At 72.5% G+C, this 18,712-nt stretch carries 18 protein-coding genes; 10 read left to right on the top strand and 8 right to left on the bottom strand.

The window, feature by feature from the left end:
- Positions 1-44 precede the first annotated feature (44 nt).
- The 5 genes from OG933_RS19660 to OG933_RS19640 all read left to right on the top strand — a co-directional run bounded on the left by OG933_RS19660 (position 45) and on the right by OG933_RS19640 (position 5,737).
- The gene (locus tag OG933_RS19660; protein ID WP_267019016.1) at positions 45-317 is read left to right on the top strand and encodes a glutaredoxin family protein; all 273 of its coding nucleotides are present in this window, start codon (positions 45-47) and stop codon (positions 315-317) included.
- 251 nt (positions 318-568) lie between these two features.
- Entirely contained in the window at positions 569-1,333 is a 765-nt protein-coding gene (locus OG933_RS19655) for a redox-sensing transcriptional repressor Rex (protein WP_020130037.1), read from the top strand.
- On the top strand, positions 1,330-3,072 hold the full coding sequence (locus OG933_RS19650) for a glutamyl-tRNA reductase (protein WP_405628080.1): 1,743 nt from the start codon (positions 1,330-1,332) through the stop codon (positions 3,070-3,072). The genes OG933_RS19655 and OG933_RS19650 overlap by 4 nt, the downstream gene beginning before the upstream one ends.
- 5 nt (positions 3,073-3,077) lie before the next feature.
- Positions 3,078-4,037 (top strand): hydroxymethylbilane synthase, encoded by a 960-nt coding sequence (hemC, locus tag OG933_RS19645; protein WP_028806874.1) that lies wholly within the window; start codon positions 3,078-3,080, stop codon positions 4,035-4,037.
- The gene (locus OG933_RS19640; protein WP_054238621.1) at positions 4,034-5,737 is read left to right on the top strand and encodes a uroporphyrinogen-III synthase; all 1,704 of its coding nucleotides are present in this window, start codon (positions 4,034-4,036) and stop codon (positions 5,735-5,737) included. The genes hemC and OG933_RS19640 overlap by 4 nt, the downstream gene beginning before the upstream one ends.
- Before the next feature lie 12 nt (positions 5,738-5,749).
- On the opposite strand, the gene OG933_RS19635 is transcribed toward OG933_RS19640, so the two are convergent.
- Positions 5,750-7,144 carry an FAD-binding oxidoreductase gene (locus tag OG933_RS19635; protein WP_405628076.1) on the bottom strand — a complete coding sequence of 465 codons (1,395 nt, stop codon included), beginning with the start codon at positions 7,142-7,144 and terminating at the stop codon, positions 5,750-5,752.
- A 154-nt stretch (positions 7,145-7,298) separates the two neighbouring features.
- On the opposite strand from OG933_RS19635, the gene hemB reads away from it, so the two are divergent.
- On the top strand, positions 7,299-8,291 hold the full coding sequence (gene hemB / locus OG933_RS19630) for a porphobilinogen synthase (RefSeq protein ID WP_362269045.1): 993 nt from the start codon (positions 7,299-7,301) through the stop codon (positions 8,289-8,291).
- Positions 8,292-8,302: 11 nt separating this feature from the next.
- On the opposite strand, the gene OG933_RS19625 is transcribed toward hemB, so the two are convergent.
- Entirely contained in the window at positions 8,303-9,037 is a 735-nt protein-coding gene (locus OG933_RS19625; RefSeq protein ID WP_405628073.1) for a DUF4232 domain-containing protein, read from the bottom strand.
- A 188-nt stretch (positions 9,038-9,225) separates the two neighbouring features.
- Here OG933_RS19625 and OG933_RS19620 point away from each other — a divergent pair, with 188 nt between their 5' ends.
- On the top strand, positions 9,226-10,572 hold the full coding sequence (locus OG933_RS19620) for a helix-turn-helix domain-containing protein (protein WP_405628072.1): 1,347 nt from the start codon (positions 9,226-9,228) through the stop codon (positions 10,570-10,572).
- A gap of 31 nt (positions 10,573-10,603) precedes the next feature.
- Here OG933_RS19620 and OG933_RS19615 read toward each other — a convergent pair whose 3' ends face one another.
- Entirely contained in the window at positions 10,604-10,798 is a 195-nt protein-coding gene (locus OG933_RS19615; RefSeq protein WP_405628070.1) for a hypothetical protein, read from the bottom strand.
- Between the two features lie 147 nt (positions 10,799-10,945).
- Between OG933_RS19615 and OG933_RS19610 the strand changes: the two genes are divergently transcribed.
- Both OG933_RS19610 and OG933_RS19605 read left to right on the top strand, forming a co-directional pair.
- Positions 10,946-11,830, top strand: a complete 885-nt coding sequence (locus tag OG933_RS19610; protein WP_405628068.1) for an SAM-dependent methyltransferase — start codon at positions 10,946-10,948, stop codon at positions 11,828-11,830.
- 67 nt (positions 11,831-11,897) lie between these two features.
- Positions 11,898-13,163, top strand: coding sequence for a PLP-dependent aminotransferase family protein (locus tag OG933_RS19605; RefSeq protein ID WP_405628065.1), 1,266 nt, complete (start codon positions 11,898-11,900; stop codon positions 13,161-13,163).
- Between the two features lie 6 nt (positions 13,164-13,169).
- Here the strand turns inward: OG933_RS19605 and OG933_RS19600 are convergent, their stop codons facing one another.
- From OG933_RS19600 to OG933_RS19585, 4 genes are all read right to left on the bottom strand, one after another.
- Complete coding sequence (locus tag OG933_RS19600; protein WP_405628063.1) at positions 13,170-13,955, bottom strand: DUF4253 domain-containing protein; 786 nt, start codon at positions 13,953-13,955, stop codon at positions 13,170-13,172.
- A 70-nt stretch (positions 13,956-14,025) separates the two neighbouring features.
- A complete protein-coding gene (locus OG933_RS19595; protein ID WP_362535995.1) occupies positions 14,026-14,190 on the bottom strand; it encodes a hypothetical protein in 165 nt (54 codons plus the stop codon).
- 24 nt (positions 14,191-14,214) lie between these two features.
- The gene (locus OG933_RS19590; protein WP_405628060.1) at positions 14,215-15,162 is read right to left on the bottom strand and encodes a helix-turn-helix domain-containing protein; all 948 of its coding nucleotides are present in this window, start codon (positions 15,160-15,162) and stop codon (positions 14,215-14,217) included.
- Positions 15,159-15,998, bottom strand: coding sequence for a peptidoglycan-binding protein (locus OG933_RS19585; RefSeq protein WP_405628058.1), 840 nt, complete (start codon positions 15,996-15,998; stop codon positions 15,159-15,161). The genes OG933_RS19590 and OG933_RS19585 overlap by 4 nt, the downstream gene beginning before the upstream one ends.
- Positions 15,999-16,261: 263 nt before the next feature.
- On the opposite strand from OG933_RS19585, the gene OG933_RS19580 reads away from it, so the two are divergent.
- A complete protein-coding gene (locus OG933_RS19580; protein WP_362536001.1) occupies positions 16,262-16,702 on the top strand; it encodes a peptidoglycan-binding protein in 441 nt (146 codons plus the stop codon).
- Between the two features lie 105 nt (positions 16,703-16,807).
- Here OG933_RS19580 and argS read toward each other — a convergent pair whose 3' ends face one another.
- Positions 16,808-18,577 (bottom strand): arginine--tRNA ligase, encoded by a 1,770-nt coding sequence (argS, locus tag OG933_RS19575; protein ID WP_405628057.1) that lies wholly within the window; start codon positions 18,575-18,577, stop codon positions 16,808-16,810.
- Between the last annotated feature and the right edge of the window lie 135 nt (positions 18,578-18,712).

The following is an 18,712-nucleotide window of genomic DNA, read 5'->3' as shown; positions in this document are numbered from 1 at the left end:
AACTCTCCGCGACCGCGCCGTTAAAGAAGCGCGAGAATGGCGGTATGACTCCCCTCTTTCGACGTAAGGCCGCCACGGGCGAGCGGTCGGTCACCCTCATTCGTAAGTCCGGTTGTCATCTGTGCGACGACGCCGAGCGCGTGATCGAGAAGGTCTGCGGGGAACTCGGTGTGTCCTGGGAGCAGAAGGACATCGCCGACGACCCGGAGCTGCATGACCAGTACTGGGAGCAGATCCCGGTGGTGCTGGTCGACGGCAGGCAGCACACCTTCTGGCGGGTGGACGAGAGTCGCCTGCGCAAAGAACTGGCCGGGTGAGGAACTGACCGAGCAGTACAAGGCCGTACCGAACGTCGCTTAGGATCGATGGCGGTTTTGTCTCGGGGGCGGGATTCACGAGGAGAGTGGCGGTTTTGCCCCCTGGAATGTTGCGCGTGACCCCGGTCACGTTGGCCGGGCAAATCGGACACCATCTTTGTGCACGCGTTCACAAAGACATAGCCTGCTGTCGACGGGGCGGTCTGGGTACGTGTGACCGCCTACAGCCCCGCTCTACCCGCAGGAGCACCGTGGCAACTGGCCGAACTCACCGACCGGCGACCCGTAGCCGAGGGATTCCCGAGGCCACCGTCGCCCGGCTTCCGCTGTACCTCCGCGCGCTGACCGCACTGTCGGAGCGCTCGGTACCCACGGTCTCCTCCGAGGAGCTCGCGGCCGCGGCCGGGGTCAACTCCGCCAAGCTGCGCAAGGACTTCTCCTACCTGGGTTCCTACGGGACCCGGGGGGTCGGCTACGACGTCGAGTACCTCGTCTACCAGATCTCCCGCGAGCTCGGGCTCACCCAGGACTGGCCCGTCGTGATCGTCGGTATCGGTAACCTCGGCGCGGCTCTCGCCAACTACGGCGGCTTCGCCTCGCGCGGTTTCCGGGTCGCGGCGCTCATCGACGCCGACCCCGCGATGGCCGGGAAGCAGGTCGCCGGGATCTCCGTCCAGCACAGCGACGGCCTGGAGAAGATCATCTCCGACAACGGCGTCTCCATCGGCGTCATCACCACCCCGCCGGGTGTCGCCCAGGCGGTCTGCGACCGGCTCGTGGCCGCCGGCGTCACGTCCATCCTGAACTTCGCGCCGACCGTGCTGACCGTCCCGGACGGCGTCGACGTGCGCAAGGTCGACCTCTCCATCGAGCTCCAGATCCTCGCCTTCCACGAGCAGCGCAAGGCCGGCGAGGAGGCCGCGGCGAACGAGAACGCCGTACCGGCCCCGGCCGGCCGCGCCGACTCCACCGACCAGGGACCCGACGGGGACGTACCCGCCGTGATGCCGGCATGAGTCTCCTCGTCGTCGGGCTGAGTCACCGCAGCGCTCCGGTCAGCGTGCTGGAGCGGGCCTCGCTGTCCACGGACGCCCAGTTCAAGCTGCTCCAGGACACGGTCGCCGCCGAACCGGCCGCCGAGGCCGCGGTCCTCGCCACCTGCAACCGGATCGAGCTGTACGCCGACGTGGACAAGTTCCACGCCGGTGTCGCCGAGCTGTCCACGCTGCTCGCCCAGCACAGCGGGGTCGGGCTCGAGGAGCTCACCCCCTACCTGTACGTGCACTACGAGGACCGCGCCGTCCACCACTTCTTCTCGGTGGCCTGCGGGCTGGACTCCATGGTCGTCGGCGAGGGGCAGATCCTCGGACAGATCAAGGACGCCCTGGCCCGTGCGCAGGAGCTGCACACCGCCGGACGGCTGCTGAACGACCTGTTTCAGCAGGCCCTGCGGGTCGGCAAGCGCGCCCACTCCGAGACCGGCATCGACCGCGCCGGGCAGTCCCTGGTCACCTTCGGCCTGGAGCAGCTGGCCGCGGGCGGGAACGTGACCGCGTGGGCGCGGGGCAAGAAGGCGCTGGTCATCGGCGCCGGTTCGATGTCCTCGCTGGCCGCCGCCACGCTCGCGCGCGCCGGGGTCGCCGAGATCGTCGTCGCCAACCGCACGCCCGACCGGGCCGAGCGGCTCGCCCACCTGCTCGAAGAGCAGTACGGACAGCGCCTGACCGAGGGCGGCGACACGGACGTGTCGGCCCGCGCGGTACCGATGGAGTCGGTGCCGGCCGAGCTGACACGTGCCGACGTGGCCGTCTCCTGTACCGGGGCGACGGGCCTGGTCCTGACGGCGGAGGCGGTCGCCGAGGCCGTCGAGGGCCGCACCGGGACACCCGCCGCCTTCGACGACGAGGCCGCGGCGACGGACGTACGTCCGCTGCCGCCCACCTCGGTCGGCACCGACGAGAACTGCCCCCTCGACCTGGCCGCCGTACAGCAGGCCCCCGTGCAGCAGTCCGGGTTCTCCGTGCTGGGCGAGGCCGCCGTCGCCGGCATGGACGCGGCGACGCTGGAGCAGCACGCCGCCTGGGTCGACAACGCGACCGTCGACCGCAGGCCGACCGCCCGCCGCACCCCCGAGGCCGACGCCGAGCTGATCACCGCGCTCGCCGCGACGGCCGCCACCCTCGGCCGGATCCCCGAGCGCCGCGGACCCGAGCCGGTCGCCGCGCTCGTCCGGCCGGAGCCGGTGCTCTTCCTGCTCGACCTCGCGATGCCGCGGGACGTCGACCCGGCCGCCCACCGGCTGGCCGGCGTGCGGCTCGTGGACATCGAGTCGCTGGCGGAGGCCTCGGCCGACGCGCCGATGGCCGCCGACGTCGACCAGGTGCGGCGGATCGTCGCCGACGAGGTCGCCGCCTTCGGCGCCGCACAGCGGGCCGCGCACATCACGCCGACCGTGGTCGCCCTGCGCACCATGGCCGCCGAGGTCGTGGCCACGGAGATCGCCCGGCTCGACGGGCGGCTGCCCGGCCTGGACGACAAGCACCGCGCCGAGATCACCCAGACCGTGAAGCGGGTCGTCGACAAGCTGCTGCACGCACCGACCGTACGGGTCAAGCAGCTCGCGGCCGAGCCCGGCGGCGCCGGGTACGCGGACGCGCTGCGGACCCTGTTCGACCTCGACCCGGAAGCGGTGGCCGCCGTGTCCCGGGCCGAGGAAAGCACCGAGAAGAACGCAGAGAGCCGAGGGCCGGCATGAGCGGCATGAGTACGAAGGCACTGAGACTGGGGACGAGGCGAAGCAGACTCGCCATGGCCCAGTCCGGGCAGGTCGCGGACGCCGTGAGCCAGGTGACCGGACGGCCCGTGGAACTCGTCGAGATCACCACCTACGGTGATGTCTCCCGCGAGCACCTCGCGCAGATCGGCGGCACGGGCGTCTTCGTGACCGCGCTGCGCGACGCGCTGGCCAAGGGCGAGGTCGACTTCGCGGTTCACTCGCTGAAGGACCTGCCGACCACGCAGCCCGAGGACCTGGTCCTGGCCGCCATACCGGTGCGCGAGGACCCCCGCGACGTGATCGTCGCCCGGGACGCGCTGAAGTTCACCGACCTGCCGCGCGGAGCGCGCATCGGTACGGGTTCGCCGCGCCGGATGGCGCAGCTGAACGCGTACGCGCGCAGCCACGGGCTGGACATCGAGACCGTCCCGATCCGCGGGAACGTCGACACGCGGATCGGGTACGTGCACGACGGCGAGCTGGACGCGGTGGTGCTGGCGGCGGCCGGCCTCAGCCGCATCGGCCGCATCGACGAGGTCACCGACTTCCTGTCGATAGACACGGTTCTGCCCGCTCCCGGCCAGGGAGCACTGGCGATCGAGTGTGCCGCGGACAACGCGTCACTGATCGCCGCGCTCGGTGAGCTCGACGACCCGTTCACCCGGATCGCCGTGACCGCCGAACGGTCCCTGCTCGCCGCCCTGGAGGCCGGCTGCTCCGCCCCTGTGGGCGCGCTTGCCGACCTGCTGGCCGACGGGCAGATTGTCAACGAAATGCGCCTGCGTGGCGTCGTCGGCACCACCGACGGCACGCGCATGGTGCAGCTGTCCACCACCGGTCCCGTGCCCGAGACGCACGACGGGGCAATGGCGCTCGGTCGCGAACTCGCAGCCGAGATGCTCGCCCAGGGCGCGGCCGGTCTGATGGGGGAGCGAGCACTGTGAGCCCCACCGCCCTTCCAGCCGCTGGTCCTGAACACGGGCACGTCACCTTCCTGGGTGCCGGACCCGGGGATCCGGGACTACTGACTCTGCGCGCCGTGGAGGCGCTTGCGCACGCGGACGTCCTCGTCGCCGAGCACGAGGTGCTCGACGTCGTACGGACGCACGCGAGGCCGGGCGTCGCCGTCGTGAACGCGGAAGCGGGTCCATCGGACCCTCTTCCGGGCACGGGCGCGCCCCTCCCGACGATCGTTGACGGCACGTCAACAACCGCTGAGGTACCCGCTGTGCGCGATGCCGCACATCTTGTCATGGAGGCCGCGCGGGGCGGCAGGCGGGTCGTGCGTGCGGTGACCGGGGACCCCGGACTTGATACGTACGCGGCGGCGGAAATGCTCGCGTGCGCGGCGGCCGGTGTTCCCTTCGAGGTCGTACCCGGTGTCGCGGCCGCCGTCGGCGTGCCCGCGTACGCCGGTGTGCCGCTGCGGGACGCGCAGGGCGCCGACGTCCGGTTCGTCGACGCGCGCACGGCTTCGGACCGCTGCTGGACCGAGGTCGGGGCCTCCGACGGCACGGTCGTCGTGTCGACGACGCTCGACGCGGTGGCCTCGGCGGCCGGCGAGCTGGTGTCGGCGGGGCGCAAGCCCGATACGCCGATGACGGTCACGGTGGCCGGTACGACGACGCGGCAGCGGACGTGGACGGCGACCCTGGGCACGATCGCGCAGACGCTGAAGCAGGCGAAGGTGCTGCCCTCGCCCGAGGGCGGCCGGCCGGTGATAGTCGTGGTCGGTGAGCGTTCCGCCCCCGCCCAGCGCGACCAGTTGTCGTGGTTCGAGTCCAAGCCGCTGTTCGGCTGGAAGGTGCTCGTGCCGCGTACGAAGGAGCAGGCGGTGTCGCTCTCCGACCAGCTGCGGTCGTACGGGGCCGTGCCGCACGAGGTGCCGACGATCGCCGTCGAGCCGCCGCGCACCCCCCAGCAGATGGAGCGGGCGGTCAAGGGCCTGGTGACGGGCCGCTACGAGTGGATCGCCTTCACCTCGGTGAACGCCGTCAAGGCGGTGCGCGAGAAGTTCGAGGAGTACGGGCTCGACGCGCGTGCCTTCGCGGGCATCAAGGTCGCGGCGGTGGGCGAGCAGACGGCGAAGGCGCTGGTCGCGTTCGGTGTGAAGCCCGACCTCGTACCGAGCGGCGAGCAGTCGGCCGCCGGGCTCCTCGAGGACTGGCCGCCCTACGACCCGGTCTTCGACCCGATCGACCGGGTGTTCCTGCCGCGCGCCGACATCGCCACCGAGACCCTGGTCGCCGGGCTCATCGAGCTGGGCTGGGAGGTCGACGACGTCACCGCCTACCGGACGGTGCGGGCCTCGCCGCCGCCGGCGGAGACGCGGGAGGCCATCAAGGGCGGCGGGTTCGACGCCGTGCTCTTCACGTCGTCGTCCACCGTGCGGAACCTGGTGGGCATCGCCGGCAAGCCGCACAACGTGACGGTCATCGCCTGCATCGGCCCGGCCACGGCCAAGACGGCCGAGGAGCACGGGCTCCGGGTGGACGTCATGGCGCCCGAGCCGTCCGCGCTCAAGCTGGCCGAGGCACTGGCCGACTTCGGACTGCGCCGGCGGGCCGCGGCCCAGGAGGCCGGTGACCCGGTCAGCCGGCCGAGCGAGCGGCGTCCGGGTGCGCGGCGGAGGCGGGCGACGTAACGGCCGAGGGCGTCAGGGGACCGGCACGACCGTGTGCCCGTGGCGCAGCAGGTTGTGCGGGTCGTACGTCGCCTTCGTGCGGCGCAGACGGTCGTGCACCTCGGGGGTCCAGGCGCGGGCACGGTCGGCGCCGTCGCCCGGGGTGCCGTGCAGGTTGACCATCGTGCGGCCCGTGCCGTACGGCGCCATCGCGGTGTACAGGGCGGCCGTGGCCGCCTCCACCGCGGCGGCGGCCTCCGGGCCGGCCAGGACGCCGACCGACTCCAGCAGATACGCGGCGTCGCGGGCGCAGACCGCGTCCTCGACGGCGGCCGGTTCGGCCAGTGCGCCGCCCATGTGGCGCAGCTCGACCATGAGGAGCGGGTAGTCCTCGCCGGCGTCCGGGCCGGTCTGTGCCAGCAGGGTGTCCACGGCCTCCGGGGTCAGCTCGCGCAGCAGCGCGCAGCACTCGCGGGCGGGGATGGGGTCCTGCGGGTCCTGGTAGATCTCGTCGACCTTGCGACAGTCCAGGTCGGCCACCGTGTCGAACTCGACCGGCGCCGCCGCGCGCAGCGGCGCCAGCAGGGAGTCCGCCGTGGCCGGGTCGCCGGTCCAGGCGACCGCGACGCGGGCGAAGAAGCGGCCGCGCATCGGTTCGGGGATGATCGGCAGCGGGGGCAGCCGCAGCAGGGTGAAGCCGGTGCACATCCCGGCCGGCACGGTGGGCGCCCAGTCCGCGTAGGCACGCAGCAGCGGCTCGGCGTGCTCGCCGGCGCAGTAGATGCCTCCGCCGACCACGTGGCTCAGCGGCACCAGCCCGGTGACCAGTGACGTCACCACGCCCACGTTCCCCTTGCCGCCGCGCAGTGCCCAGAACAGGTCGGGCTCGTGGTCGGCGTCCGTCTCGTGCAGGGTGCCGTCCGGGGTGACGACCTGGAGGGAACGGACCAGGTCGGAGGCGAACCCGTAGGCGCGGCCGAACAGCGGCAGCCCGCCGCCCAGGGTGTAGCCGACCACCCCGGCGTCGGTCGCCGAGCCGTGCAGCGCGGACAAGCCGTGCGGGACCGACGCCTCCAGCAGCAGCCGCCACTTCACGCCGGCGCCGACGGTCGCGGTTCGCGCCCCGACGTCGATCGACACGTCGGTCATCCGGCCGGTGTTGATCAACAGGCCGCCGTCCAGGGGGAAGTTCGCGCCGTGTCCGGTGGCCTGGACGGCGACGGGCGTGCCGGTGGCCGCGGCCCAGCGCATCGCCGACACGACGTCGTCGGCGCCGGTCGCGCCCACGACGACGTCCGGGGCGTGCCGGGCCGCCAGGTTGAAGGCGGCCACCTCGGTGTCGTAGCCCTCGTCCCCGGGACGCAGCACCGGGCCGTGCACGTCGGAGAGGGCGAAGAGGTCCGGGGTGGGGTGGTGCGTGGCGGTCATCGCGGCCTCCTCGATCGCAGGAGTGGCCGTCGTGGTCCTTCCTTCCAGGATGGACCCGGGGCGTGCACGGTGCACACGGGCGGGGCGGTGGCCCTCCCTCGGGCCGACGGGGCGTCGGCAAAGGTGCCCCCGGGCCGGGCGTAGCGTAGAGGCCATGACGAAGTACGGATCCTTTCCCGGTACGCGTCCCCGGCGGCTGCGTACCACCCCCGTCATGCGGCGCATGGTCGCGGAGACCCGGCTGCACCCGGCCGACTTCATCCTGCCCGCGTTCGTGCGGGAGGGCGTGAGCGAGCCGGTGCCGATCCAGGCCATGCCCGGTGTCGTGCAGCACACGCGCGACAGCCTGAAGAAGGCCGCGCTGGAGGCCGTACAGGCCGGGATCTCCGGGATCATGCTCTTCGGCGTGCCGGAGGAGTCCAAGAAGGACGCGCTCGGCACGCCCGGGACCGACCCGGACGGCATCCTCCAGGTCGCCATCCGGGACGTGCGGGCCGAGGTCGGGGACGACCTGCTCGTCATGTCCGACCTGTGCCTGGACGAGACGACCGATCACGGGCACTGCGGGGTGCTGGACGAGCAGGGGCGCGTCGACAACGACGCCACCCTGGAGCGGTACGCCGAGATGGCACAGGTCCAGGCCGATGCCGGTGCCCATGTCGTGGGGCCCAGCGGGATGATGGACGGGCAGATCGGGGTCATCCGCGATGCCCTCGACCAGATCGGCCGCGAGGACGTCTCGATCCTCGCGTACACCGTCAAGTACTCCTCCGCCTTCTTCGGGCCCTTCCGGGAGGCCGTGGGCTCGTCCCTGAAGGGCGACCGGAAGACGTACCAGCAGGATCCGGCGAACCTCCGTGAGTCGCTGCGCGAGCTGGCGCTGGACCTGGAGGAGGGCGCCGACATGGTCATGGTGAAGCCGGCCGGCCCCTACCTCGACATCCTGGCCCGGGTCGCCGACGCCGTGGACGTGCCGGTCGCCGCCTACCAGATCTCCGGCGAGTACTCGATGGTCGAGGCCGCCGCCGAGAAGGGCTGGATCGACCGCGACCAGGCGATCCTCGAGACGCTGACCGGCATCAAGCGGGCCGGAGCGCGGAACATCCTCACCTACTGGGCCACCGAAGCGGCCCAGAAGCTGCGGTAGTCCGCCTGCTTTCACCAGGACAGGGCGTCGTCCATGTCCTGCTGCCAGTACGTCACCGCCAGGGAGCTGTCGTAGTAGACGCCCTTGGCGGGCAGGGGCGGCGTCGCGGAGGCGCCGCCGTCGCTGTTCGGGGTGTAGCCCTGGAAGGCGATCGTCAGTTTCTTGGCCGTCTGGCCGCCGTCGCCGCTGCCGTCGGCGGCGGACAGCAGCACGCCCGCGTAGCCCGACTCGCCGGGCGCGAGGGTCGTGACCGCCTGCGGCTGCGTCTCCTTGGCGGCCTGCGGCACCCACTGCATCTCGTCGAAGCGCAGGACCGGGTTGTAGGTCAGGTCGCAGGTCCTGCTGCCGGTGTTGGTCACCGTGAGCAGCATGTGGTTGAGCGGGCGGGCGACCGTCTGCGCGGTGACCCTGGTGTTCGATCCGTTGCACAGGACGCGGCTGTCGGAGGCGGTGTCGGCGGCCTTGTCGCCCGTGTCGCCGCCCGTGCCGGAGCCGCCGGTGGTGCCGCCCGACTTGCCGGACGAGCCGGCCGAGCCCGTCGTGTCCTTCGTCGGGGCCGTGCCGGTGCCGGTGCCGGTGCCGGTGCCCTTGTCCGTGCCGGGCGTGAGCTGTGCCGCCGTGGCCGTCGACGACGCCGGGCGCGAGGCGCCCTCGTCCTTTACGCCCGTCCCGTCCTCGCACGCCGTGAGCGCGAGGGCGGCCAGGGCGGTGAGGGCGAGCAGGTGGCTGGTGCGGCGGATACGCATCGTGAAGTCCTCTTCCGGAATGCCGTGTTGAAGCGGCGTGCTTGGATGGCCAAAGCTTGTGCGGGGATCCGTCCCGGCCGCCACGGTCGGCGGACGATCAGGGACGCTGGAATGCCCGCAATGGGTCTGACCTGGGGAAACGGACCATCCCTGGAACGCGGGGATGGGACATGGGGAGTGGAGGAACGGTGTCTGCGACCGAGTTCGCCGAGCTGCTGCGAGAGTTGAAGGAGCGGTCCGGGCTGAGCTACGGGATGCTCGCGAAACGGCTCCACATGAGTACGTCGACGCTGCACCGCTACTGCAACGGGGACGCCGTCCCCACCGACTACGCGCCCGTGGAGCGGCTGGCGCGGCTCTGCAAGGCGTCACCTCAGGAGCTCGTCGAGCTGCACCGGCGGTGGGTGCTGGCGGACGCGGTGCGCGGGAGGAAGGGGAGTACGGCCGAGGCGGACGCCGTCGCGCGCGGGGTCGCGGACGTCGCCGTCGGCGATGCCCTCGCGGAGGCGGCGGTCGCGGAGGCGGCGGTCGCGGACGCCGGGGTTGTGGACGTCGGGGTTGTGGACGTCGGGCCCGGGGAAGCGGTTGTCGAGGTCGTGGGGGACGAGCGGACCCGTCCCACCCGCCGCTCCTTGGCCCTGGCCGGGGTCGGTGCCGTGGCCGCCCTCGGCTCGGTCGCCCTGGCGCTCGCCCTGACCCTGCCCTCCGGCGGGTCCGGCGACGGGGACAGCGTCGGTGCGGCGGCCACACCGTCCGTGCAGGGCCGGGGAACGGGGAGCACGTCCTCGCCGTCCGCGTCCGCGTCGCCGTCCGTGTCCGCGTCGCCGTCGGCCTCGGCCTCCGCCTCGGGATCCGCCTCCCCGTCGGGCTCCGCCACCGCGGATTCCTCGCCGGCGTCGGGCGCGGGGGCCGGCGACCGCGTCCCGCTGACGGTCACCACCCGCCCGTACGCCTGGGAGAGCCCCTGTAGCCAGCACTATCTGATCGAGCAGGGGCCGGAGCAGGTCAAGCCGCCGCCCGTCGAGCAGGACGCGCCCGCGTGGGTGGCCCGGCACGGGGCCGTGTCGGCGGGGGAGCAGTATCTGGAGCTCACCGTGCAGGGGACCGGCGAGGAGACCGTCGTCGTGGACAGCCTGACGGTCCGGACCGTCGGCAAGGCCGCGCCGCTCGCCTGGAACGACTACGCCATGGGCTACCCGGGCGTCGGCTGCGGTGGCGGTGTGCCGACGCGCGCCTTCTCCGTCGCCCTCGACGCGGCGCGGCCGGCGCTGGTGCCCGAGGCGGGGCACCAGAACTTCCCGTTCAAGGTGAGCGAGTCGGACCCGGAGGTCTACTACGTCACCGCCGACGCCTCCGCGTACGACGTGCGCTGGTACCTGGAGCTGTCCTGGTCCAGCGGTGCACGGCACGGCACGATGACGATCGACGACAAGGGGAGGCCGTTCCGCACCAGCGGCGAGAACGGGCGCCCCGACTACGAGTTCCCGCTCGGCGGCTCCGCGTGGGAGCGGGCGGGAGCCTCACCCACGCCGTAGGCGCTCGAACCGGTCAGGAGGCCCGGCCCGGTCAGCGGGCCCGGCCCGGTGGGTTCGATCCTGTCAGGACGCCGGTCCCTGTCAGGCGGCCGGCGCCGGATGGGCCCTCGTCGCGCAGGCCCTCGCCGTCGTGGCACGCGGTGAGGGCGAGCGCCGCGGCGGCGGTCAGCGCGACGGCGAGCAGACGGACGCGGCGGCGAGTGGGGGGAGTGGGGCGTGTGGGCATGGGGCAAGCCTGAGTCGTACGGCCTCCGCCCTTCCACATCCACCGCGCAAGTCGGGACGCCGGTCCAGTCCCATAGCCTCTGACCTGCGCAAACAGTGCCCCTCCGGGACGGGATGTGGGACGCCCGACTGCCCAGGGAGAGCCCCTTTGTCCGCAGAGTCCGCAGAGTCCGCAGGGATCGACACCACCAGGGCGCATCCCGCCCGTGTCTACGACGTGTTCCTCGGTGGCCGGGACAACTACCCGGTGGACCGTGCCGCCGCGGCCGCCGCCCTCGCCGCCAACCCGCGCGGCTACCTCGACGTACGGCACAACCGCGACTTCATGCGGCGGGCCGTGACGAAGCTGGCCGCGCAGGACGGGATACGCCAGTTCCTCGACCTCGGCACCGGGCTGCCCACCGGGGAGAACGTGCACCAGATCGCCCAAAGTCTCGTCCCCGAGGCGCGGGTGGTGTACGTCGACCATGACCCGGTCGTGCTCGCGCACGCGCGGGAGCTGCTGACCAGCGGTCCCGAGGGGCGGACGGACTACCTCGACGCCGATCTGCTGAAGCCGGACCGGATCCTCGAACAGGCCGCCAGGACACTCGACTTCGCCGAGCCGATCGCCCTGTGCCTGGTCGCGGTCCTGCACTTCGTCGAGGACGAGGCGGCCCAGCCCGTGCTGCGGGAGCTGGTGGCGGGGCTGCCCGCCGGGAGCAGGGTCGTCCTCACCCACCTGACCGACGAGCTGCATCCCGAGCCGACCCGGGCCGTCCAACGGACGTACACGGAGCGCGGGTTCACCTTCGTCTTCCGGTCGAAGGCCGAGGTGGAGCGGCTGTTCGGCGATACTCCGGGCCTCGTCCTGGACGCGCCCGGGGTCGTGCCCGTGCACCGGTGGAACCCGGGGCCGGCGCCCGCCCCGCCGGGCATCGCGCCGGACGCGTTCGCCGCCCTCGACGACATCGAGAAGATCCGCTATCGCGGGATCGACGACGTGACGGACGAGGACATCAACGTGTACGGGGCGACGGGCACGAAGGTGTGAACGCATGCCGCTGTCCACATGGCAGAAACCCGTGTGTAGGCGGCATGTATCTCCCTAGGGTGCGGGCATGACTGTCGCAGCCGAGTCGCCCAGCGCGCCCGCCCCCGCTCCCGCCTTCGTCCCCGGCCCCGGCCCCGGCCCCGCTTCCGTTCCGGCCTCCGTGCCTCCACTGGCCGCCAGGGTCCGGTCGATCGGCGGCTCGCCGGTGCGGGACATCCTCGCCGTCACCGGCCGCCCCGAGGTGATCAACTTCGCGGGCGGGCTGCCCGCGCCGGAGCTGTTCGACCGCGAGGGCGTGGCCGCCGCTTTCCGGTACGCGCTGGAGGAGGCCCCGGCCCAGGCCCTCCAGTACGCCACGACCGAGGGCGAGCCGAGCCTGCGTGAGGGGCTCGCGGCGCGGACGACGGCCCGTGGTCTGCCCACGACCGCCGACGACCTCCTCGTCACCACGGGTTCACAGCAGGCCCTGTCCCTGCTGGCGACCGCTCTCCTGGACCCCGGCGACACGGTGCTCGTCGAGGCGCCCTGCTACCTGGCCGCCCTTCAGGTCTTCGGGCTGGCCGGAGCGAGGATCGTCGCCGTGCCCGGGGACGAGGACGGCCTGGACCCCGAGGCGCTCGCCGACCTGGTGGTCCGCGAACGGCCGAAGCTCCTCTACACCGTCCCCACTTTCCAGAACCCCACCGGCCGCACCCTCCCCGCCGAGCGCCGTGCCGCGGTCGCAGCCGTCGCCGCCCGGCACGGTCTGTGGATCGTCGAGGACGACCCCTACGGCGAACTCCGCTACGACGGTGAGCGCGTCCCCTGGATCGCCGCCCACCCCGACGCCCGCGACCGTACGGTCCTGCTCGGCTCCTTCTCCAAGGTCATGGCACCCGGCATCCGGCTGGGGTGGCTGCGCGCGCCGGCCGAGCTGCGCCGGGCCTGCGTCGTCGCCAAGCAGGCCGCCGACCTGCACACCCCGACCGTCAACCAGCTCGCCGCGGCACGGTACCTGACCGCCTTCGACCTGGACGCGCACGTGGCCAGGGTCGCCGCCGTGTACCGGGAGCGCCGGGACGCCATGCTCGCGGGCCTCGCGGGCGCCCTCCCGGCAGGGTCGGTGTGGGCCCGTCCCGAGGGCGGGATGTTCCTCTGGGCCCGCCTCCCTGAGTCGTACGACACCACGGACCTCCTCCCGCGGGTCGTCGCCCAGGACGTGGCGTACGTCCCCGGCGCCCCCTTCTACGCCGGTGAACCCGACCGCTCGACCCTGCGCCTGTGCTTCGTGACGCAGACCCCGGACGAGATCGGGGAGGGGCTGCGCAGGCTGGGGCGGGGGCTCACCGGGTAGCGCGGATCAGTCCCACCAGAAGGTCCAGCTGGGCTCGCCGACGAGCTGCTGGGCGTAGGCCTGCAGGGTGCCCGGGCCCTGGAGGACGTTGTCCGGGCAGAACGCGAAGTGCTCGGCGGCGATCGGCTCCGCCTCCGCGAGGGTGGCGGGCGGGGCCGCGACGGATACGGCCAGGACGTCGAAACCGAGGCCGACGACCCGTATGCCGAAGCGGTCCTCCCAGGAGCGCAGGACGGCGCACAGACGCGCGGTGTCGCTCTCGTGGTTGGCCGGGCCCGACCAGCCGACGGCCGCCGGGACGTCCGCGCTGCGGCGGGCGGGGACCAGGGCGACATGCGGCGACCTGAACCAGGTGGGCCCCTCCTCCGCAAGGGTGTCGGCGATCCGCGCGGCGCGTGCGTCGGGATCCGCCGTCAGGGTGCCGGGCGCGGCGAGACCGGGCCACTCCTCGCCGTCCGCCGCGCACTCCTGCCAGTACTGCGCGAGGACCTCCTCCGCGTCGTGGTCCCCGGGGTAGGACACCTCGCCGGGCATCAACTCCCATTCCGACGGGCCGCCTTGGGAGCCGCCGAGGTCGACCAGGACCGGAAGCAGCCCGGCCCGCCCCGCCGTCCCGCCCAGGGCCGTCCAGTTGCCGGAGGAGGCGGACTGCTCCGCGTGCCACAGCAACGGCTCGTGCCAGACCCCCTCGTCCGTCGTGTCGATCAGCCGGCCGGGCGGGAGCTGGAGGCCGAGGGAGCGGCCGCTGGGATCGGAGGCCAGCTTGGGGAGCGGATTGGGAAGAGTCGCCATGCCGGTGACTGTAGGGGCAGGCACTGACACCGGCCCGGGCCGGTGTGTCCCGTCCGGTCCGCGACGGCCGTCAGGCGGAGTGTCTCGCGCGCCGGCGGCGCCAGACGTGCGTCAGCCAGATGCCCAGGCCGACGAGCGGGAGGACGACGGCGGCCGGGATGACCACACCCGCGCCTCCGACGAACAGGAAGGTGATCAGGACGTCACCGGTCGACAGGTCGTCCGCGCCGCCCAACTGCCTCTCCTCGCACTTGCGTTCTCACGTCGTCGAGGGGTGGGACGTGCGGATGCGGGGAGTCGGTTCCGGGGACCGGTCCACCCGGGCCTCGAAGCACTCCGTCCTGCCGTCCGCCGTCGGCAGGAAACAGGTCCGGACGAGCGTCCCGGGGCGGGTCGCCGTCATGGCGGTGTGCACATAGGTGTCCGCCTCGGCGCGGTCCTTGACCTCGGCTCGGTAGGCGCGGACGCCGCCCACGGCTTGGGACTCGATCCGGTCGCCGATCCGCGCACCCCACATCCGGGTCCAACTCGTCCCGCACTCCCTGCTGTACCGCAGTTGCACCGAAGCCCCGGTGGCGGTGACGTGCTCGGCGAGGGTCTCCGGCGCGGTGGCGCACCGCATGTCCATCGGGCTCCCGCCCTCGCAGGCGGTTCCCCGGCAGCGCGGGCCGGTGACGGACGGGGACGAGGACGCGGGCGGGTGCGCGGCCGGGAGCGGTGCGCCGTGCCGGCCCGGGAGGAGGAAGAGGGTCAACGCGATGGCCCCGAACACCGCGGCGGAGGCCGACGCGAGGACCGCTGCGGTCGCCGCTCCCCGGTGGCCGACCGGTGCGGCCCCGACCGGTGCGGCCCCGACCGCTGTGGCGGCTGTGGTGGCTGTGGCGGCCGGAAGGGAGGGAGACGGCGGAGCCGCCGTGGGGCGCGCAGACCGGGCCGGCTCCGCCGCCGTGGCGCGGCCGTCCCACTCGGACTCCGCGATCTCCCACAGGGTGAGACACCGACCGACCGGTTCGTTCGCGAGACGGCACAGCTCCTCCACCGCAGTGCGCGGAGGCAGGGTCCTGCCGTTGAGATAGCGCTCCCAGGACGACTTGCTGAACGTGGTCTTCGCCGCGAGGCCCGCCAGGCTCAGGCCGGTCCGTCGCCTCAACTCCCGGAGTGTGGAGGCCAGTCGGACACCCGCCGGCGACGAGGCGGGACGGGTCATCCGCGCAGGGCCTTCCAGGTGTCGGGCCCGACCGTGCCGTCCACGGCCAGCCCGGCCCCCGTCTGGAAGGCCTTGACCGCGCGCTGGGTCAGCGGGCCGAACATCCCGTCGATGCCGCCGGGCGAGATCCCGGCCCGGCGCAGCAGACACTGCGCCTCGGCCACCTCGGGCCCGGCCGCGCCGTAGCCGAGCTCGGTGTCCCGGGTGCGGCTGATGCCCGCGTACCAGAGGCCGTCGGTGCGCTCGACCCGGCAGGTGTACGCGGGCGCCGACGACGGCGCCGGAGCGGTGGACACGGCGGGGGGAGCAGCCGCCGGTTCGCTGTTGTCGCCGTCGAGCCGCATGACCAGGAGTGCCGCCGAGGACAGGGCCAGCACCAGGGCCACGGCTCCCGCCACCAGCGCGACGCGCAGTGACCGCCCGGCGGCCGTCACCCATTCCGTTTCCGCCTCCGGTTCCGTTTCCGGTTCCGTTTGCGGACGGGCGGCCGGCCCCACCGTGGGCGCCGGCACAGGCTCCGGTGGGGGCTCCGGTGCGGGCTCTTGCGGCGCGGCGGCGTCGAGGTGCCTGCCGCCCCACGTGTCGGCGGCGACCTCGTGCAGCGCGAGCAGGCGGACCGGGTCGACGCCCCCGATCCGGGCCAGCGCCTCGACGGCCTCCCGGGGCGGCAGCGACCTGCCACCCAGATACCGCTCCCACGACTTCTCGCTGTACCCCGTCTTCGCGGCCAGCTGACGCATGCTCAGCCCGCTGTGGTCCTTCAGCCGGCGCAACTGCGTCAGTAACTGCCGTACGCGTGGATCCAGTTCGGTGGACAGCGCCTTCCAGCGCGACATCTTCCCCCCACTTGCGGTCATGGACCGTGGTCAGCGGCCCCCCGCTCGCTCGCATTCTGCATGAGCATCTCAACACCCGCCACAACCGTCCCGCGGGACCGTCCAGGCGGCCGGTGTCCTCGCAGGTCAGAGCCGGTGTCGTCCCACGAGGCCGTCACCTCGGCGGCAGCCGTGGCGGCCTTCGGCGCCCGTCCCGCACTCTCGTGTCGTCACCAGCTCGTCGACCGGGCCCGGTGTCGACCCACGAACCGAAAGAGGAACGCATGCGACCGAACGTCTTGGCCAGGACCCTCGTCGGACTCACCGCCGTCGCCGGTCTCGCCGCCGGATCCCTGGCGACCGCGGGCACCGGCTTCGCGGCCTCCGCGCCGGCCACGCAGGCGGTGAGCGCACCCGCCGCCACGCTGTCGACGGAGAACTTCGGCCTGACCACCGCCGAGGCCAAGAACGTCCAGACGTTCCTGGCGGGCGACTGGGACTACACCGGCAAGATCGACGGGCAGCTGGGCACCGAGAGCTGGAAGGCGTTCCAGCGCTGCTTCAAGAAGTACTGGGGCTACACCGACGCCATCGACGGCGACCCCGGCCCCAACACGATCATGGCGCTCCAGCGGCTCCTCAAGGACGACTACGGCTACACCGGCAAGATCGACGGCATCGCCGGGAGCGGAACCCGCGCGGCGTTCAAGCGGTTCGCCGCCTGACGCACCCGGCCATGACCGCGGCCCGCCCTCCCCGACGGCCGGAAGCCGGAAGCCGGAAGGAGGACGGGCCGCGGTAGGTCGAGCGCCCAGGGTGTCGCCGGTCGGTCAGAGCTTGTCCGGCGTCCTGATGCCCAGCAGGGCCATGCCCAGGTGGAGTGTGCGGGCCGTGAGGTCCACCAGGAACAGGCGGTTCTCCACGACCTCCGGCGAGTTGTCGGGGGACAGCACATGGCACTGGTCGTAGAACGTCGTCAGGTGCGAGGCCAGCTGGTACAGGTACGCCGCCAGCTTGTGCGGCTCGTACGCCGCCGCGACCTCGTGCACCGTCTCGCCGAACTGGTCCAGGTGCAGGCCCAACGCCCGCTCCGCCGGGGTCAGTTCCAGCTCCGGGTGAGCGACCGGGCGGGCCTCGCCGGCCTTGCGCAGGATCGACTGGATACGGGCGTACGCGTACTGGAGGTAGACGGACGTGTCGCCGTTCAGCGAGACCATCTGGTCCAGGTCGAACTTGTAGTCCCGCACGGCGGACGTCGACAGGTCGGCGTACTTCACCGCGCCGACACCCACGTACCGGCCGTTCTCCACGATCTCCGGCTCGGACAGGCCGACCTTCACGGCCTTCTCCCGGACCACGGTGGTGGCCCGCTCGACGGCCTCGTCGAGGAGGTCGACCAGCTTGACCGTCTCGCCCTCACGGGTCTTGAACGGCTTGCCGTCCTTGCCGAGGACCGTGCCGAACGCCAACTGGTGCGCCTTGACGTCCTCGTTCAGCCAGCCCGCCCTGCGCGCCGTCTCGAAGACCATCTTGAAGTGCAGCGACTGACGGGCGTCCACCACGTACAGCAGCGTGCTCGCCTTGATGTGGAAGACACGGTCGCGGATCGCCGACAGGTCGGTCGCCGCGTAGCCGTAGCCGCCGTCCGACTTCTGGACGATCAGCGGGACCGGGTTGCCGTCCGGGCCCTTGACGTCGTCGAAGAAGACACACAGGGCGCCCTCGGAGCGGACCGCGACCCCGGACTCCTCCAGGAGACGGCAGGTCTCCGCCAGCATGTCGTTGTAACCCGACTCGCCGACGATGTCCTCGTCCCGGATCTCCATGTCCAGCTTCTCGAAGACCGAGAAGAAGTAGATCTTCGACTCGTCGACGAACTTCTGCCAGGTCGCGAGCGTGTGCGGGTCGCCCGCCTGGAGGTCCACCACCCGGCGCCGGGCCCGGGTCTTGAACTCCTCGTCCGCGTCGAACAGCCTGCGCGCGGCCTTGTAGAGGCGGTCGAGATTCGACATCGCCTCCTCGCCGCTCACCTGGGAATCCTTGTGGTCCAGCTCGTGCGGGTGCTCGTCCAGATACTGGATGAGCATGCCGAACTGGGTGCCCCAGTCGCCGATGTGGTGCCGGCGGACCACGCTCTCGCCGGTGAACTCCAGAATCTGCACCGTCGCGTCGCCGATGACCGCCGACCGCAGATGACCGACGTGCATCTCCTTCGCCACGTTCGGCTGGGCGTAGTCGATGACCGTCGTGCCCGGCGCGGCGGAGTGCGGCACGCCCAGGCGGTCCGCGTCCGCGTACCGGGCGGCGAGGTTCCGGGTGATCGCGCCGTCGGTGATCGTCACGTTCAGGAAGCCGGGGCCCGAGACCTCGATCTCCCCGATCAGGTCACCCGTGACGACGTGCGACACGACCTGCGTCGCCAGCTCCCGCGGGTTCGCCTTCGCCTTCTTGGCCAGCGCCAGGATGCCGTTGGCCTGGAAGTCGGCCCGGTCGCTTCGTCGCAGCAGCGGGTCCGCGCCGGCGGCCTCCGGCAGGGTGGCCGAGAGAGCGGACGTGAGGTGCTGTTCGACGGAGTGACTGAGGGACGTGACCGGGGCCATAGGAGTGGGTGCCGTTCTCCTCGTGGGGATGGATAGACGCAGTCAGTATCCCATGGGGGGTAAAGCCGTTTTCCCGGGCGCGGGGCGGTCTGGGACAATGGAACGCACTTCAAACCCGGAAGCCTTCAGAACAAG

This window comes from Streptomyces sp. NBC_00016 (assembly GCF_045040885.1).
GTDB classification, from domain to species: Bacteria; Actinomycetota; Actinomycetes; order Streptomycetales; family Streptomycetaceae; genus Streptomyces; species Streptomyces coriariae.
The sequence above is the reverse complement of the archived record's forward strand: the minus strand, read 5'-3'. Positions and strand labels throughout refer to the sequence as shown.

Excerpts from the sequence above, each read along its gene's own strand:
- hemB (WP_362269045.1), top strand. The coding sequence starts at position 7,299 with ATGACGAAGTACGGATCCTTTCCCGGTACGCGTCCCCGGCGGCTGCGT.
- OG933_RS19585 (WP_405628058.1), bottom strand. The coding sequence starts at position 15,998 with ATGTCGCGCTGGAAGGCGCTGTCCACCGAACTGGATCCACGCGTACGG.
- OG933_RS19580 (WP_362536001.1), top strand. The coding sequence starts at position 16,262 with ATGCGACCGAACGTCTTGGCCAGGACCCTCGTCGGACTCACCGCCGTC.
- OG933_RS19660 (WP_267019016.1), top strand. The coding sequence starts at position 45 with ATGACTCCCCTCTTTCGACGTAAGGCCGCCACGGGCGAGCGGTCGGTC.
- hemC (WP_028806874.1), top strand. The coding sequence starts at position 3,078 with ATGAGTACGAAGGCACTGAGACTGGGGACGAGGCGAAGCAGACTCGCC.
- argS (WP_405628057.1), bottom strand. The coding sequence starts at position 18,577 with ATGGCCCCGGTCACGTCCCTCAGTCACTCCGTCGAACAGCACCTCACG.
- OG933_RS19625 (WP_405628073.1), bottom strand. The coding sequence starts at position 9,037 with ATGCGTATCCGCCGCACCAGCCACCTGCTCGCCCTCACCGCCCTGGCC.
- OG933_RS19650 (WP_405628080.1), top strand. The coding sequence starts at position 1,330 with ATGAGTCTCCTCGTCGTCGGGCTGAGTCACCGCAGCGCTCCGGTCAGC.
- OG933_RS19635 (WP_405628076.1), bottom strand. The coding sequence starts at position 7,144 with ATGACCGCCACGCACCACCCCACCCCGGACCTCTTCGCCCTCTCCGAC.
- OG933_RS19605 (WP_405628065.1), top strand. The coding sequence starts at position 11,898 with ATGACTGTCGCAGCCGAGTCGCCCAGCGCGCCCGCCCCCGCTCCCGCC.
- OG933_RS19600 (WP_405628063.1), bottom strand. The coding sequence starts at position 13,955 with ATGGCGACTCTTCCCAATCCGCTCCCCAAGCTGGCCTCCGATCCCAGC.
- OG933_RS19615 (WP_405628070.1), bottom strand. The coding sequence starts at position 10,798 with ATGCCCACACGCCCCACTCCCCCCACTCGCCGCCGCGTCCGTCTGCTC.
- OG933_RS19590 (WP_405628060.1), bottom strand. The coding sequence starts at position 15,162 with ATGACCCGTCCCGCCTCGTCGCCGGCGGGTGTCCGACTGGCCTCCACA.